This is a genomic window from Paludisphaera soli, from assembly GCF_011064595.1.
GTDB lineage: Bacteria > Planctomycetota > Planctomycetia > Isosphaerales > Isosphaeraceae > Paludisphaera > Paludisphaera soli.
In genome coordinates, this window is sequence record NZ_JAALJI010000005.1 from 23,228 (window position 1) to 38,551 (window position 15,324).

The following is a 15,324-nucleotide window of genomic DNA, read 5'->3' on the forward strand; positions in this document are numbered from 1 at the left end:
CTGGGACTCCGAACAGCTTACGACGACCGGCCGCGCCCGGTCGGGCCGCGCCGCGGCCCCGGGCCGGCCGGACACCAGGATGGAGCCGCAGGATGAAGCGAACGAAGCCAGGACGGGCGCGACGACGTGCGGGGGGCAAGCCGACCCTGGAGACGCTGGAAGGCCGCCGGATGCTCTCGGGCCCCGGGACCGAGGGCGTCGGTCCGCAGGCCTCGGCGGTCGTCTCGCTGATCGAGTTCGACCGGGCCTCGATCCGGACGGTCCAGGAATCAACGGCGACCGTGTCGTTCCTCGTCAAACGGACCGGCGACCTGTCGTCCGCCGCGACCGTGCGGGCCCGGACCGTGGCCGGCACGGCGCTGGAGGGGTACGACTACGTCCCGCTCGAGACGACGCTGACGTTCGCCCCCGGCCAGCCCACCGCGACGTTCGTGGTGAGCCTCGTGAACGACGCGATCGCGGAGGCGCCGTACAAGCCGTTCCGGGTGCTGCTGGAGGGCCCGAGCGAGGGGGCCGGGCTGGGGCAGGTTTCGATCGCCCCGGTGACGATCCTCGACGACGAGCCGGACTCCAAGCTGCCGATGACCCTGCTCGACTTCGGCCCGCACGGGGTCTGGACCCACGGGCCGAACGGGGGCTTCCGCAAGATCCACGACGGCGGGGCGCAGGCGATCGCGGCCTCGTCGAACCGGAACGCCTACCTGGACCTCGGCGGGGACGGGCTCTGGGCGTGGGACTCGCTTCGCGGGCTCCGCCGGCTGGCCGAGGCCGACCCCGAGAACATCGTGGTCGTCAACGACGACTGGAACCACGCCGAGGACGTCCTGCTCGTCGATTTCGGCCCCACCGGCCTCTGGCGGTTCAGCGAGAGTCGGGGCTGGGCCCGGCTCAGCGACGTCGACCCCCGGGCGATCGTCGTCGACCGCCTGGACGCCTACATCGACTTCGGCCACGGCGGCCTCTGGCGGTATCGCGACGCGTCGCCCTCCTGGTACAAGCTCAACGACGTGGCGCCCGAGTCCATGGCCGCCGACGGCGTGCTGTTCCTCGACTACGGCTCGCGCGGGATCTGGAGCTGGGCCGCCGCCCAGGGCTGGCGGAAGGTGGGCGAGGGGGACCCCCAGGCGATCGCCGGCTCCGGGACGACGCTCTACGCCGACTTCGGCGCCGCCGGCGTCTGGAGCCGGACCGAGGCCGACGGCTGGTTCCAGGTCGCCGCGGCCGACCCGCGCTCGATGCGCGTGGCGGGCGGGACCCTCTTCCTGGACTTCGGCGTCCACGGCCTCTGGTCGTGGGGGACGGGCGCGACGCCGGCCTCGCGGTTCACCAGGCTGACCGACGCCGCCGTCGAGTCGTTCGCCGTCGGCCCGGCCGGCGACCGGGCGGTCGTCGACGCGGGCACCGCCGGCGTCTGGATCTGGACCCGCGACGGCTACCGCCGCCTGAACGCCGCCAACCCGACGGCGATCGCCGTGACCGCCTGACGGCGCCGGGGCGTCGCGGCCCCCCATCCGGTAGCCTGGGGTCTGGGCCACGAGGCAGGCAGGCAGGCAGGAGGGCGCGTCGATGCCGTCACCGTTCCCGGGCATGAATCCGTACCTGGAGCAGCCGGCGCTCTGGCCCGATTTTCAGACGAAGGCGCTTCTCGGCATCAAGGAGGAGCGGCTCGTCTCGTTGATACGCCCTCGCTGCTTCGCGCCGGGTGCCACGGGTTCTCTGAACCCGTGGATCGGCGTCGGGCCCATCCCGGACCGTTGCCGAAATCCCTGGCCTGTCCACGGGTTCGGAGAACCCGTGGCACCCGAAGGATTCCCGCCCACGCTCGGCGAATTCGAACGAGGGTCTCGATCAGGGGATCCGGTTGTACTTCCGGAGCGCCTCGCGGACGCGGTCGACGGGGATCGCTTCGACGGACCGGCCGCCGGCGCCGGTCATGTCCTCGGCCCGGAGCAGGGCGTTGCAGACGGCCTCCTCGACGCCTTCCAGCGCGGCCTGGAACAGGGGGGAGACGGCGTCGGTGGGGAGGACGGTGCGGGGGCGGCGGCGTTCGTCGCCGTGGGCGACGCGGAGGCCGGGCGCGGTGGAGAAGGCGACGGCGTAGTCGCCGCTGCCGTTGGTGAACGACGAGCCGACGCGGGCCAGGCCGAACACGGCGCGGGCCGCCAGCCGCTTCAGGTCGCGGGCGTCGAGCGGGGCGTCGGTCGCCACGACGATCAGGCACGAGCCGTCGCCGTCGCGGCGGTCGCCCTTGTCCGGCGGGTCGTTGGCGGCGACGCGGAAGGCGTGGCGGCCCAGCTCCTTGCCGATCGGGGCGCCGGCCATGGTGAGCACGCCGCCGAAGTTCGCCTGGACGAGCACGCCGACCGTCCAGCCGCCGAGGCGGTCGGGGAGCTTGCGCGAGGACGTGCCGATCCCCCCCTTCCAGCCGAAGCACTCGCAGCCCGTCCCCGCGCCGACGTTCCCCTCGGCGACCGGGCCGTCGGCCGCGGACTCGATCGCGCGGAGGACGTGCTCGCGGCGGACGTGCAGGCCGCGGATGTCGTTGAGCCCGCCGTCGTTGGTCTCGCCGACCAGGGCGTTGACCGAGCGGACGTCCTCGTGGCCGGGGCGATCCAGGGTGTAGCGGACGACGGCCTCGACCGCCGCGCCGACGGAAAGGGTGTTGGTCAGGACGATCGGCGTCTCGATCGCGCCGAGTTCCTCCACCTGGGTCGAGCCCGCGAGCTTGCCGAACGCGTTGCCGACGAACACCGCGCCCGGGACCTTCTCGCGGAAGAGGTCGCCGCCGTGCGGCAGGATCGCCGTGACCCCGGTGCGGACCGAGGCCCCCTCGATCAGCGTGGTCTGCCCGACCTTGACCCCGGGGACGTCGGTGATCGCGTTCAGCGGCCCCGGCGCGAACACGCCGGGGGCGACGCCCAGCTCGCGAACGCGAGGCCGCGGCGGCGCGGGGGGCTCGGCGGCGGGAGCGGGGAGGTTGAAGACGACGGCGATCGTGAGACATCGAAGGAGCTGGCGGGTAGTCATGAATCGTCGCCTTTCCGAACCGGCGGCGGCAGGTTGACGCCCCGGCCCCTGCGCCCGGGCGGGCCGCCCGGGCCACCGTATTCGATTCCCATCGGCCTCGGCAAGGTCCCCGGGACTCAAGAATCTGGTGGCCCGGGCGGTCCGCCCGGGCGAGCGGGGCTGAAGCCTTCCTCGAAGCCCTGAGCATCGCCATACCACCACGGGTAATCCTCGGGGGTCGGGCAGAGGCCGGCCTCGACGGGATTGTTGTTCATATAGACCCAGGTCTCCCAGAACTCAGGCTCGTCGCGCATGATGCGGTCATAGCGCTCGTCCTGCCAAACAGGGCCCGAAGTGGCGTGAAGCCTATTGATGGCTCGCGCCGAGAACCCCTTGTTGGTGTGAAGGATCTCCGCCAGCGAGTAGAAAGTCCCATCCTCGCGCCGAACGGGCGTGGTCAGGACGTGGACGTGGTCCGGCATGACGACGATGGCGTGGAGCAGATAACGCCGACGGTCCCAGTGCCGCCAATTGCCCAGGACGAGGGAGCGGTCGGCCTCGTCGAGCGCCCGCCCCGGGGCGCAGCGATAGGTCAGGAAGTACGTCGAGCCGCCGAGCTGCCAGTGGGGCAGGGTCCGCCTCGTCCGGAGCAGGCGGGAGTCGATCGGCCTGATCCGACGGTCGGGGCCTGGCGGGGCGGGGGGGCCGCCATCGGGGGGGTCGCCCGACTGCGAATGGGACATGGGTGGCTCCTCCCAGGGCGCTCGCGCCCGGGCGGACCGCCCGGGCCACCATTCTTCTCTTCACTCATCCATAAGCGGCGCCCTGCCCGGCCGCCACGAAAAAAAAGGCCCGCCCCCGACGTCGAGGCGTCGGGGGCGGGCCCTGGATGGGGGGGAGTCTTCGTTGGCGTCAGCGCGAGGCGACGGCCTTGGACGACTTGTCGCCGGGCCTGGCGAGGGCGTCGTGGCCGTGGTCCTCGTGGCCGATCCAGTCGACGAGGATCGGGGTGGCGATGTACACGGTGCTGTAGGTGCCGCTGAGGAAGCCGACGACCAGGGCGAAGGCGAAGCCGTGGAGCCCCTCGCCGCCGAGGACGTACAGGACGACCACGACGAGCCAGGCGGTGAGCGACGTCAGGATCGTCCGGCTGAGGGTCTGGTTGATGGCGTCGTTGACCAGCTTGGGGGTGAGGTGGGGGCTCTTGCCCTTGATCTCCCGGATGCGGTCGAAGATGACGATCGTGTCGTTCACCGAGAAGCCGATGAGCGTCAGGAAGGCCGCGACGATCGGCAGGTCGATCTTGAACTGGTCGATCATCAGCAGCGTGTTCAGCCCAGGCACGAGCGCCAGCCAGTAGCTGACGGCGATGGCGCCCAGGGTGATGAGCACGTCGTGGACGACGGCGAGCACCGCGGCCAGGCCGTAGGTGAAGGAGTGGAACCGCCACCAGAGGTAGAAGATGATGATCAGCCAGCTCGCCACGGTGGCGATCAGGGCCAGGGTCCGGGTCTCCGAGGCGACCGTGCTGCCGAAGTTGGCGATCCGCTCGAACAGCATGTCGCGGTTGTTGGCCAGCGAGTCCTTCAGCGCGGCGAGGTGGGCCTGGGCGGCGTCGGGATCCAGGTCGGTCTTGAGCACCAGCCGGGTCCCCTCGGCGGGGGCCTGGCCGCCGGAGCCGGCGGGGACGATCTCGAACCGGGAGTTCGGGTTGACGATCCCGGCGGCGTCGAGCACGCGGGCGAACTCGGCCGAGACGACCTGGGCCGGCGGCTGGGTGCTGTTGAACGACGTGGTGTTGAACGCCAGCTCATACTCGCGGCCGCCGGCGAACCGGGCCGCGATCGTCGACGGGGCTTTCGCCCCGGCGGCCGCGGCGGCGGGGGCCGGCGCCCCGGCGAGGGCCTTCTCGGCGCCCACGGTCATCTCGACCTTGGCGAGCGACGGGCCGAACGCCTCGATGATCTGGTCCTTGACCTTCGTCGAGTCCTGCTCGGTGGTCCGGATGTTGAACCGGGCCGCCTTCTCCTTCTGGTTCTGGCTGACGCGGAGGCTCTCGATGGTCACGTCGGGCAGGACGCCGGCCTTCTCGCGGACGAACTCCGTGCGCTTGCTGTCGGTCAGGCTGCGGACGGTGGCGTCGGCCTCGTTCAGGCGGATGGTGACCAGGGTGCCGCCGGTGAAGTCGATGTTGTACATCGTCCGGCCGCGGGCGAAGAACGCGGCCAGGCCCAGAACGATCAGCACCAGGGAGACCGCCATGCAGTAGTAGCGGGGGCCGACGAAGTCGATGTTCGTCTTCTCGAACATCTTGCGGAAGTGCAGCTCGCGGAGCCAGCCGTGCAGGTAGGCGGTCTCGAAGATGTACCGCGACATGAAGACCGCGGTGAACAGGTTCCAGAGCATGCCCAGGATCATCGTGAGGGCGAAGCCCTTCACTTCCTCGGTCCCCACCGCGTACAGCACGATCGCCGCCAGCAGGTTGGTGACGTGCGAGTCGAAGATCGTCACCCAGGCCCGGTTGAACCCGTTGCGGATCTGCTGGGCGAGCCCGGCCCCGCGCTCCTTCTCCTCCCGCATGCGCTCGAAGACCAGCACGTTGGCGTCGACCGCCATGCCGATCGTCAGCGCCAGGCCCGCCAGGCCCGGCAGCGAGAACGTGGCCTGGATGAACGCCATCGAGCCCACGAGCAGGATCATGTTCACGATCAGGGCCACGACCGCCACCACGCCGGCGAACCGGTAGTAGGCGATCATGAAGATCGGCACGATCAGCATCGAGACCCAGATGGCCCGCCAGCCCTTGGCGATCGAGTCCTCGCCGAGCGTCGGGCCGACGTTCTCCTCCTGGAGCGGCGTCGGGTCGAGGCTCGCCGGCAGGCTGCCGGCCTGGAGGATGTTGATGAGGTGCTGGACCTCCTTCAGCTTGAAGCCCTGGCCGCCCCCCTCGATGATCCCCGAGTCGCGGATCTCCGAGTTGATCGACGGGGCCGACATCACCAGGTTGTCCAGCAGGATCGCCAGCTGGTAGCGGAAGGCGTCGCCTTCCTCGGGCAGGTGCTCGCGGGTCAGCTGGCCGAACTTCCGGGCCCCCTGGCGGTTGAACTGGAAGCCCACCGCCGGCTGGAGCTTCTCGTCCGTCTGCTGATACGCCCGCGAGAGGTACTTGCCGGTCACGTCCTGGCGGTCCTGGACGCAGAGGATGAAGATCTCGGTGCGGCCGTCGGAGACCTTCTCCTCGCGGACGATCGGGTCGCCGGGCCGGGGGTTCGTCGGGTCGCCGCCGCGGATGCCGCTGGGGTTGTACTCGACCCGATACGAGGCGATCGACTTGAGATTGTGGGGCTCGGCCAGGGTCAGCGTGTCGGCCGTGTTGCGGACGATCGGGATCGCCAGGGTCTTGTCGGCGCCCCCCGCGTCCTTGCCGGTCAGCACGACCTCCACGCCGGCGTAGAGGTCGCGCTTCCAGCGCTGATTCGGGTCGGTGATCGTGACGTCGGTGAACTGGGGGTCGTTCCCGTTGGAGATCTCGCCCAGGCGGGCCCACTTGTAGCGGGCGGGGGGCTTGGCCAGGCCGCCGGGGCCCATGGCGCGGGCGATCGCCTCGGAGTCGTGCTTCTGGTTGGCGAGGATGCGGAACTCCAGCGAGCCCACGTCCGTCAGCATGTTCTTGATCTCTTCGACCTCCTCCGGGCTCGCCTTCGGGAGGATGATCTCCAGCCGGTTGTTGCCGATGTTGCGGATCGGCGTCTCCTTCACCCCCTGCGGGTCGGCGCGCTGCTTGAGCGCGGCGATCAGCTCCTCCATGTTGAAGTTGGGGGCCTGCTGGCTCTCCTTGGCGACCTCGTACACGAGGATCGTCCCCCCGGAGAGGTCGATGCCCAGCTTCAGCTTCTTCTCGGGGGGATACATGGCGATCAGGCCCAGGAGGGTCGATCCCACGATCAGGATGCTCTTCCAGTTCACTAGGTTCTTCATCGGCGTTCCTCAAGCCCCGCAGGCGGCGGCCGACCGCGGTCCCTGGTCGGCGGAAAATCGGGATTGGATCGGTGGATTCAGAGGCGGTCTCGGCCTACCGCACGCCTTCGCGGGCGGGCCGACGGTGATGCCATGCAAGGCGGTGCGGGCTGCCGAAGGCCTCCCGGGCGGGCCGACGGCGCGGCGGAGTTCGTGCTCGTCCCCCCCTTCATCCGGCCCTTCGGGCCTTCTTCCCCCGCCCGGGGGAAAGGACGTCGATCGCCCCAAAAAGGGGGGAGGGGACCTCGGCCGGGTCAGTCCGAGTTCGCCCCCGGGCCTTCCAGCACCCGCACGACGCTGGCGCGGGTGACGCTCATCTTGCCTTCGTCGATCCGCAGCCCCACGCGGTCCGAATTCGGGTCGATCGACACGACGGTCCCGTAGATCCCCCCGGCGGTGACCACCTTGTCGTTCTTCTTCAGGGCGTCGATCATCGCCCGCCGCTTCTTCTCCTGGTCCTTCTGGGGGAGGTAGATCATGAAGTAGAAGAGCAGGGGGATCGGCAGCAGGAAGATCAGCGTCGTCCAGTTGCTGGGCGGCGCGCCCGCGTCCTGGGCGAAGAGGGGGCCGATCGCTTCGAACAATCCTGGCATCATGGGGGTCCGATTAAGGCTGGCGTTTCGCGGGGGCCTTCGGCGCGGGGCGGGGCGGCACGGGGCCCGGCGGCGGCCGGATTTTCCTGCACTCTAACGCCTAGGGTCCCAGGGCTTCAAGCACTTCCAACCGCAACTGGACGAATCGACCGGCCCTTATCGCCTCGCGGGCCCTCCCCATGAGGCGGTGGAGATACGCCAGGTTGTGGATCGACGCCAAAATAGGCCCCAGCATCTCCTTGGCCAGGAACAGGTGCCGCAGGTAGGCCCGCGAGAACTTCGCGCAGGCGAGGCAGTCGCAGCCCTCCTCCAGCGGCCGGGGGTCGCGGGCGTGGGCCGCGTTGCGGAGCTTCACCTGGCCGCTCGCGGTGAAGCAGGTCGCGTTGCGGCCGTTGCGGGTGGGCATCACGCAGTCGAACATGTCGATCCCCGCCAGCACGGCGTCGAGCAGGTCCTGCGGCCGGCCCACGCCCATCAGGTAGCGCGGGCGGTCCTCCGGCAGGCGGTGGACCGAGACGTCGAGGGCGCGGCGGACCTCCTCGCGGCTCTCGCCCACGCTCACGCCGCCGACCGCGTAGCCGTCGAAGTCCATCGCGATCAGGGCCTCGGCGCAGCGGCCGCGGAGGTCCTCGTGCGAGCCCCCCTGGACGATGCCGAAGAGGGCCTGGTCGGGCCGCCGCTTCGCGTCCTTGCAGCGGGCGGCCCAGGCGATCGTGCGGTCGACGGCCTTCGCGATCTCGGGCTTGGCGGAGGGGAGGGGGGGGCACTGGTCGAGGCACATGGCGACGTCGGCGCCGAGGGCCTCCTGGATCGCCACGGCGCGCTCGGGGGTCAGCTCCAGGAGCCGGCCGTCGAGGTGGGAGCGGAACGTGGCCCCCTTGTCGGTGATCTTCGCCTTGTCGGCGAGGCTGAAGACCTGGAACCCGCCCGAGTCGGTGAGGATCGGGCCGTCCCAGGCCATGAAGCGGTGCAGGCCGCCGAGGGCGGCGACCGTCTCCTCGCCGGGGCGGAGGGCCAGGTGATACGTGTTGGCGAGGATCATCCGCGAGCCCACGCCGCGGAGCTGCTCCGGGGTCAGCCCCTTGACCGTCGCCTGGGTGCCGACCGGCATGAAGACGGGGGTCTCGACCGGGCCGTGGGGGGTGTGAAGGGTCCCCGCGCGGGCGGCGGAGCCGGCGTCGCGCGCCGTCGCGGTGAAGCGGACGGGGCGGACGCCGGGCGGGGTCGTCGACTCGGTCGTGGGGGGGGCGGCCCCTGGCGCGTGGGCGTCGGCGGCGGTGTCCGGGCTCACGGCGGGGTCAGTCGTTCTTGAGCTTCAGGCCGAGCGCGGCGAGCTTGTCGCGGACCTCGTTGAGCGAGGTGACGCCGAAGTTCTTGCACTCCAGCAGGTCGTCGCCCGACCGCTTGGCGAGGTCGCCGACGGTCTGGAGGTTGAGCTTGCTCATGCACTTGCGGGCCCGGACCGACAGGCTCAGCTCGCTGATCGGCTTGCTGAGCATGGCCTGCATCTCGGGGGAGACTTCCTGCGCCGGCTCGGCGCGGTGGTCGCCGGCGCCGTTCGGGCCGCCGCGTTCGGCACCTTCCAGGGCCATGCCCAGGCGGACCCCCTTGGAACGCATCATCTCCTTGATCTCGGCGAGCGAGGTCTCGCCGAAGTTCTTGGAGGCCAAAAGCGCCGCCTCGGTGGTCCGGGTGAGGTCGCCGAGCGTCCGGATGTTCATCTTGCGGAGGCAGTTGCGGCTGCGGACCGACAGTTCGAAGTCGGTGACGGGGATCTCCAGCAGCTGCTTGAGGACCGTGTAGCCCTTCTCGGCCTCCTCGTCGTAGTACATCCCCTTGCTGGCCTGGCAGTCCTTGACGAACAGCCGGGCGCGGGGGTGGTTGGGGTCGTACTCCAGGACGTGGCGGTAGCACTGCTCGGCGTCGCGGAACTTCATCTCGTCCTCGTACAGCACGCCCAGGTTGATCCAGGCGGCGAGCGGGACGGGGGGGCGCTCGGTGCAGCGCTTGTAGAAGTCGACCGCGGCGTCGTCGTTGCCGTACAGGTCGTTGATGTAGGCCAGCTCGAAGAGGGCGCCGTTGTGGTCGCGGTCCAGGCTCAGGGCCTTCTCCAGCTCGGCGGCGGCCAGCTCCAGCTCGCCTTCGGCGGCGAGCACGGCCCCCTGCTGGAAGTGGAACTCGGCCGACGAGCCGACCGACTTCTCCAGCCCGTGGAGGATCTTCTTGGCCTCGGCGATCTTGGCGGCGCCCTGCTCGAACCGGCCGTTGGACTCGTCGACCTTGCCCAGCCGCCGCAGCGCGCCGGCGCGGCGAAGCTCGGAGTTCTTGGCGTCGTAGCCGAGCTTGGCCGACTGCGCGAAGGCGTCGGCCGCCTCCTGGTACTTCTGGAGGTTCTCGTACGCCAGGCCCTGGAAGTACAGGGCCATGCCGAGGTCCCCGGCGCGGCGGAGCTGGTCCAGGCCGGCGGCGTAGCGGCCCAGCAGGACCTCGCCCACGCCCAGCCGCAGGTGGGCCTCGGGGTTGCCGCTCGGCTCCTTCTTCTCGCGGTCGCGGATCGTCCCCACGGCGTCGCGGAGGGTGCGGTAGCGGGAGGGGTCGCGGTTGAGCACCTCGCGCAGGTCGGCGACGGCCGAAACATCGAAGGGCGTGCGATCCATGATCGCGCGGACGTCCGTGGTCATCATCTCAGTCATCGCCGAATCATCTCCGTGTGCCGCCCGCATGCATCCAGGCCGACCGATCACCACCCGCGCGCGCCGGGCCGCGACGCCCAGGCCTCGGCGGGTGAATCCCAGATCGTAAGCAATTTCCCTTGACTTGTCAAAGTCCGGCGAAACGGCGAGCCGCCCGAAACCATGCGGCGCGGTCGGGATGCGGCCGGCTCACCCCTCAAAGGCCGGGCCGAGGGCCGAGCGGAGGCGGCCGATCATGACGGAGTCGCCCTGCGCCCGGAGGCGGGGGAGGGCCCGGCGCGCGTGCCGCGAGGCGGCGTCGGCGTCGCCGGCCGCGGCGTGGGCCAGGGCGAGGTCGGCCTCGATGTAGTCGAGCGAGACCCCGATCAGCGGCGACGCGTGCCGGAACGCCGAGAGCCGGCCGCGGGCCTCCTCCAGCAGGGCGACGGCCTCGCGGGGCCTCCCCTCGGCGCGGACGATCTGGCCCTCCAGCGCGAGGGCGAAGGGGACGACCACGTCGCTCAGGGCGTGCTCGCGGGCCTCCTCCAGCAGCTCCCGGGCCCGGCGGGGGTCGTCGCCGTGTCGGGCCTCGAACCGGGCCATGTCGAGCAGGATCGTCGGGTTGTCCGGGGCTAGCTCCAGGGCTCGCTCCATCGCGGCGCGGGCCTCCTCGAACCGTTGGGCGGCGCAAAGCACGTCGGGGAGGCGGCCGAGGTAGAGCCATTCGGGCATCACCTCGCCGTCGCCGTAAGGGGCAACCGCGGCGAGGCCCTCTTCCACCCTCCCGAGCCCCGCCAGCGCCCGCGCCCGCTGGAAGGCCAACTCCTCGGGCGGGACGTTCGATCCCTGAAGCTCGTCGACGAGCCGCAAGACTTCCTCCCAGCGTCCCCACGCCACGGCGTCGATCATCCGCTCGTAGCTTCCCGCCTCCCCTCGGAAGATCTGGGCCGCGGCCGCGAAGAGGGCGGGCGCGAGCAGGTAGGCCGTCGCGAGCCAGTCGACCCACGACCAGGGCCGCCCGTCCCATCGACGAAACGCCACCACGCCCAGGGCCAGCAGCATCGTCCATCGCCGGCCGCGATAGAGGTTCCTCGACAGGACCAGCAACCCCGCGATCGGCGCGGGCAGGTCGCGGAACCGGAGGTAGTCGCGCGGCGAGATCGCCCCGGCCACGTCGGCCTGCCGCGAGTAGAGGGCCCCCGCGTCGTCCGTGTGCAGGACGACCTCGTCGAGCCCCATCGCCTCGCGCGCGATCCGGACGGCCTCGTCGGTCGATCCCGCCTCGACGCTCTCGGTCACGGTCTTGCCCGTCGCGTCGCGACCGGTCAGCAGATACTCGGGCATGGCTCGTCGCGGCCCCTCCGGATCCGGTCGCGGTCCGGCCGGCGGCCCGAAGCGGGCGGCCCGTCGAGACGCGTCGCGGGAGAGGCTATCACGCAGGACCGCGCGTTGAAAGCGGCGTCCCTGTACAGCTCGTAGGCGCGTCGGGCCCGAGGCAGGATCTCGCCGCGAGAGCGGCGGACCTTCGTGTAGCCGGCTTGGCGATTTCTCCCGGATGCGACGACGCCTTCCGTTTTATCGGCCGCGCCGCCGGCCGCGGCCGGTCGAATCCGGCCGCGCGGGGGGGGGCGGCCCGGGAATCGCGGGAATGCCGACCCATGCGCGGCGTCGCCGACGCTATGCTCTAGATGAGGCGACGCGGGCCGTCAACCGCGTCCGACCGGCCGGGAAGACCACGTGCGGGAGCCTGCCTATGCGACTGCTCGGGCTGTTGGGGATCCTGGTCGCGACGGCGTCGGCCGCGCAGGCGGGGACGCACGTGACGACGTTCGGCGGCGGGCCGCCGTCGCACAACCAGATCTCGCTGGAGCGGAACGTCGCGTACTTCCGGCGGGTGCTCGCCGGGCTCGGCCTGGGGGGCGTGCGGCACGACATCTACTTCGGCGACGGCGGCGCGGGGAACACCGTCCAGCGGCGGCTCCCCGAGGGGGACGACCAGCGGCTGGCCAAGGCCCTGGGCCTGATCCTGTTCAACGACGCCGACGCCGACATGCGGTACTCCCGCGTGGACATCCCCGACCTCGTCGGCCCGTCGAGCGCCGCCAATCTCGACGCCTGGTTCGAGCAGGTCGGCCGCGCCTTGCCGCCGGGCGAGCGCCTCCTCTTCTACTTCACAGGCCACGGCGGCCCCGACCCGAAGGGGGGCGACAAGCCCCGGAACACCAACCTCGTCATGCCGGGCGAGCCCAACGCCTACCCGATGGAGCGGTTCGTCGGGCAGCTCGACGCGATGAGCCCGGACGTCGAGGTGACGCTGGTGATGGTCCAGTGCTACTCCGGCGGGTTCGCGAACGTCATCTACAACGAGGGGGACCCGGCCAGGGGGTTCGCCCGCCACCCCCGCGCCGGGTTCTTCTCGACGATCGCCTCGCGGACCGCCGCCGGCTGCACGCCCGACATCGCCGAGGAGGACTACCACGAGTTCTCCACGTCGTTCTTCGAGGCCCTGGCCGGCGAGACCCGCACCGGCCGCGCCGTGACCCGCCCCGACTTCGACGGCGACGGCCGGACCTCGTACGCCGAGGCCTTCGCCCACGTTTTGCTCAGCTCCGACACCATCGACCTCCCCACCACGACCTCGGACCGGCTGCTCCGCGACAAGAGCCGGTTCGCCCGCGCCGAGGACGGCCCCGCGCAGGGCCTGCTCCCCCAGGACGCGCCGTGGTCCACCGTGATCGCCGCCGCGTCGCCCCCGGAGCGCGCGGCGCTGGAGGGGCTTTCGCAGCTCCTCGGCCTCGACGGCGAGGACCGGCTGACCCGGGCCCGCGCCAAGGCCAAGGCGATCGACCCCAGCCGCAACACCGGCCGGGGGCGCGGCCGCAACCAGCCCCGCGACCGCCCCGAAGCCGCCCAGGCCGAGCCCGAGCCCGAATCGTTCGACCGCGAGCCGACCGCCCAGGCCCCGACGGAAGGGGGCCGCCGGGGCGGGCCCGGTCCCGCCGCCGGACGCCTCCGCTCCGCCCTGGCCGACCGCTGGCCCGAGCTGACCGTGCCGCTGCACCCCGACGCCCCCCGGATCCTGGCCGAGCAGGGGGGCGAGATCCGCCGGTTCCTCGAAGCCCAGCCCGACTACCGGGCGTTCGCCGGACGGCTCGCCCGCCGCCCCGCCCCGGGCCCCGACGACCCCGAGCGGCGTTGGGTCAAGTACCAGCGCCTGCTCGACCGCGCCGACAGCGTGATCCTCGGCGCCAACCTCGCCCGGATCAACGACCCCGAGGCCCTCGGCGTCTTCCGCCGCCTGGTCGAGCTGGAAGCCCGCACCCTCGGCCCGGACCGCCCCCCCATCGCCGAAGGCCGCCCCGCCGCCCCCACCCCGCCGCCGGCCGGCTCCTGAGCGATCGACGGGCCGAACGGAAGGCCGATGCGACCACGCCTTTCGCCCGCCTTTTTGCCGGAGATAGAGGGATTTATCTCCGGCAAAGCGAGCGTCCCAGAACCCGACGCGGTCGGCCGGTATCGAGATTTTGATTTCGAGACGTGTTGCGACCTCGGCGTTCGGTGCCGTTGAGCCGGTAAGACGGAGGTGTCGCAGAACCGGGCGTTTTTGAGTCAGCCTCGTGGCAGGCATGGAGGGTCAAGAATCGGGCGGCGGGGCGTCCTTGCCGCTCGAATGCCTCGCAGGTCCAATGGACACGTTCAAGGGTGGGCTGGGCTACTTGGGCGGTCCCTTGGACTGGCCCGGGTTACCGGGCATGGCATGGCACATACCGGAGCAACGGTCGATGGACGCCGGCGAACTGATGGCCAAGCTCGACAAGATTCGCTTCTTCGAGGCCTATACCCCCGAGGCGGAGAAGAAGGCCCGGGCCCGCGTCCTCAAGCAGTACAAGGAGGGGCTCGCGGGCGAGTCGCGTAAGTATTTCGAGCGGTTCCCCGGGTTCGCGTTGTGTTTCCTCGGCGTCGACATGGAGCTGGACGGGGCCGAGGACCTCAAGCTCGTCCTCAAGCAGTTCGCGGCCGACACGTTCGGGCTGTTCAAGCCGACGCACGTGAAGGCAGTCCGCGACCGGGACAAGGACGTCACGCGGTTGGAGTTCCGCGTCGACGGGGTGCCGTACAAGGCGGAGGCGGGATATGAAGGCTGGGTGCCCGACGAGGTTTTTCAGGTCATCGTGAAGGCGTTCAAGACGCACTGCAACAAGCTCGGCTTCCACGCGGTCATCTTCCCGGAGTTCAGCCAGGAGGCGACCATGACCGTCTGCACCGCCCGGGCCTTCAAGGCGGCGGTGAAGGCCGGGCTGCTACCCGCGGATTACCATCAGGCGTACGACCCGTCCGAGTACGGCGAGGCCGCGTCCGAGGAGGCGTGACCCAACACGACTGACTCGCGGGGGTCGCTCGGGGGCGGACGCTCACGACTCGGGAGTGAGGACGCATGAGCTGGCAAGTGGTGCCGCTGAAGGTCGACTGGCAGAAGTTCTTGCGGTCCTTCCCCAAGCCCGACTGTTGGGCCGAGGGGACCACCTCCCGATTGACCCGCGACGACTCGGGGCAGCAGGACGCGTGGGTCGAGTGCTACGCAGCCATGAGGAAGCACTTACCCGAGGAGACGGTCTTCGCCGTCGACTGGCTCGTGCAGGCGACGACCCTGGACTCGCTGCCGAAATGGAAGGGCTTCAAGCTGCCCGTCTGGTACAAGCCGCATCGGGCGTTCGACCCGGAGGACTACCAGGGGCCGGGCAGTGGATGCGAGCCGGTCCCGCTGATGAGCCCGGGCAACGTCGTGGACATGCTCCACTGCCTGCGGCTGCGGGAGCCCGAGCGGGTCACGGAGGACGTGCAGGTCGCGTGGGCACGCCTGACGGACAAGGGGTGGGTGAATGACGCCTTCGAGGACGCGGGGCGGTTCCTCGCCCACTTCGGCGAGTGGCGTGCGGTCTTCGAGGAAGTGGAATCGGAGAAAGCCGGGTACGCCTTGGACTTCGCCTGAGCTTCTGGATGGTCGGTCGGCACCGACGAAAATGCAGGCGGAACGA

Annotated in this window: 11 protein-coding genes and 1 pseudogene; 5 read left to right on the forward strand and 7 right to left on the reverse strand. The window is 70.8% G+C overall.

The genetic code is table 11. The features are described from left to right. The first annotated feature begins 92 nt into the window (after window positions 1-92). Window positions 93-1,484 carry a Calx-beta domain-containing protein gene (locus G6O68_RS08295; protein ID WP_165246540.1) on the forward strand — a complete coding sequence of 464 codons (1,392 nt, stop codon included), beginning with the start codon at window positions 93-95 and terminating at the stop codon, window positions 1,482-1,484. 82 nt (window positions 1,485-1,566) lie between these two features. Next, window positions 1,567-1,644, forward strand: a pseudogene (locus tag G6O68_RS33525) (DUF4058 family protein); the annotation flags it as partial. A gap of 204 nt (window positions 1,645-1,848) precedes the next feature. Here the strand turns inward: G6O68_RS33525 and G6O68_RS08305 are convergent. The 7 genes from G6O68_RS08305 to G6O68_RS08335 all read right to left on the reverse strand — a co-directional run bounded on the left by G6O68_RS08305 (window position 1,849) and on the right by G6O68_RS08335 (window position 11,632). Next, window positions 1,849-3,027, reverse strand: coding sequence for a DmpA family aminopeptidase (locus tag G6O68_RS08305; RefSeq protein ID WP_165246541.1), 1,179 nt, complete (start codon window positions 3,025-3,027; stop codon window positions 1,849-1,851). A gap of 116 nt (window positions 3,028-3,143) precedes the next feature. Next, entirely contained in the window at window positions 3,144-3,749 is a 606-nt protein-coding gene (locus tag G6O68_RS08310; protein ID WP_206108047.1) for an REP-associated tyrosine transposase, read from the reverse strand. Between the two features lie 169 nt (window positions 3,750-3,918). Then, window positions 3,919-6,984: a protein translocase subunit SecD gene (gene secD / locus G6O68_RS08315; RefSeq protein WP_165246542.1), complete on the reverse strand. Its 3,066-nt coding sequence runs from the start codon at window positions 6,982-6,984 to the stop codon at window positions 3,919-3,921. A 293-nt stretch (window positions 6,985-7,277) separates the two neighbouring features. Further along, entirely contained in the window at window positions 7,278-7,619 is a 342-nt protein-coding gene (yajC, locus tag G6O68_RS08320) for a preprotein translocase subunit YajC (RefSeq protein ID WP_240911100.1), read from the reverse strand. 97 nt (window positions 7,620-7,716) lie between these two features. Continuing rightward, on the reverse strand, window positions 7,717-8,907 hold the full coding sequence (gene tgt, locus G6O68_RS08325) for a tRNA guanosine(34) transglycosylase Tgt (protein ID WP_165246543.1): 1,191 nt from the start codon (window positions 8,905-8,907) through the stop codon (window positions 7,717-7,719). A gap of 7 nt (window positions 8,908-8,914) precedes the next feature. Next, on the reverse strand, window positions 8,915-10,309 hold the full coding sequence (locus tag G6O68_RS08330) for a DNA-directed RNA polymerase subunit alpha C-terminal domain-containing protein (protein ID WP_165246544.1): 1,395 nt from the start codon (window positions 10,307-10,309) through the stop codon (window positions 8,915-8,917). Between the two features lie 189 nt (window positions 10,310-10,498). Continuing rightward, the gene (locus tag G6O68_RS08335; protein ID WP_165246545.1) at window positions 10,499-11,632 is read right to left on the reverse strand and encodes a tetratricopeptide repeat protein; all 1,134 of its coding nucleotides are present in this window, start codon (window positions 11,630-11,632) and stop codon (window positions 10,499-10,501) included. Window positions 11,633-12,041: 409 nt separating this feature from the next. On the opposite strand from G6O68_RS08335, the gene G6O68_RS08340 reads away from it, so the two are divergent. From G6O68_RS08340 to G6O68_RS08350, 3 genes are all read left to right on the forward strand, one after another. Continuing rightward, entirely contained in the window at window positions 12,042-13,682 is a 1,641-nt protein-coding gene (locus tag G6O68_RS08340; protein WP_165246546.1) for a hypothetical protein, read from the forward strand. A gap of 388 nt (window positions 13,683-14,070) precedes the next feature. Then, a complete protein-coding gene (locus G6O68_RS08345) occupies window positions 14,071-14,658 on the forward strand; it encodes a hypothetical protein (RefSeq protein WP_165246547.1) in 588 nt (195 codons plus the stop codon). 65 nt (window positions 14,659-14,723) lie between these two features. Next, on the forward strand, window positions 14,724-15,278 hold the full coding sequence (locus tag G6O68_RS08350) for a hypothetical protein (protein ID WP_165246548.1): 555 nt from the start codon (window positions 14,724-14,726) through the stop codon (window positions 15,276-15,278). Window positions 15,279-15,324 lie beyond the last annotated feature (46 nt).